We start from the raw sequence: 564 nt of genomic DNA, 5'->3' as shown, positions 1-564 counted from the left end.
CTCGTTATCGGCAGGGATGGGCAGCAGCGGCTCGAACGGCGAAGCGGCAGTGCCAATGTCGCCGAAGCGCAGAGCTTCATGGAGGGCACGAAGCGCATCCTCATCTTTTCTGATGCTGGCGGGACCGGGCGTTCCTATCATGCCGATCTCGACTGCCAGAACCAGCAGCGCCGCGTCCACTTCCTGCTCGAACCGGGCTGGCGGGCGGACAATGCAATCCAGGGGCTCGGTCGTACCAACCGCACCAACCAGTCCTCGGCCCCGCTGTTCCGACCGGTGACCACCGATGTGAAGGGCGAACGGCGGTTTATCTCGACCATCGCTCGCAGGCTCGACAGCCTTGGTGCCCTGACGCGAGGACAGCGCCAGACCGGCGGTCAGAACCTCTTCGATCCGGCCGATAATCTCGAAAGCGATTATGCTAGGGATGCACTCAGCCGTTGGTTCCACTTGTTGTATGATGGCAAGCTGGAGGCGACGAGCTTCGGCGATTTCGTCGAGCGAACCGGCCTTCGGCTCGAGAATCCCGATGGCGGGCTGACCGACAACCTTCCGACTATCCAG

The 564-nt window shown here is 62.4% G+C and carries 1 protein-coding gene; it reads left to right on the top strand.

Features of this window, described 5'->3' with window-relative positions; all coding sequences use genetic code 11:
- Positions 1–564, top strand: a 564-nt coding sequence (locus V7676_RS18755) for a strawberry notch C-terminal domain-containing protein (RefSeq protein ID WP_335661074.1), incomplete at both ends; no start/stop codon positions are given.

This window comes from Parasphingorhabdus sp., from assembly GCF_036963805.1.
GTDB lineage: Bacteria > Pseudomonadota > Alphaproteobacteria > Sphingomonadales > Sphingomonadaceae > Parasphingorhabdus.
This window is presented reverse-complemented; position numbering and strand designations above follow the sequence as displayed.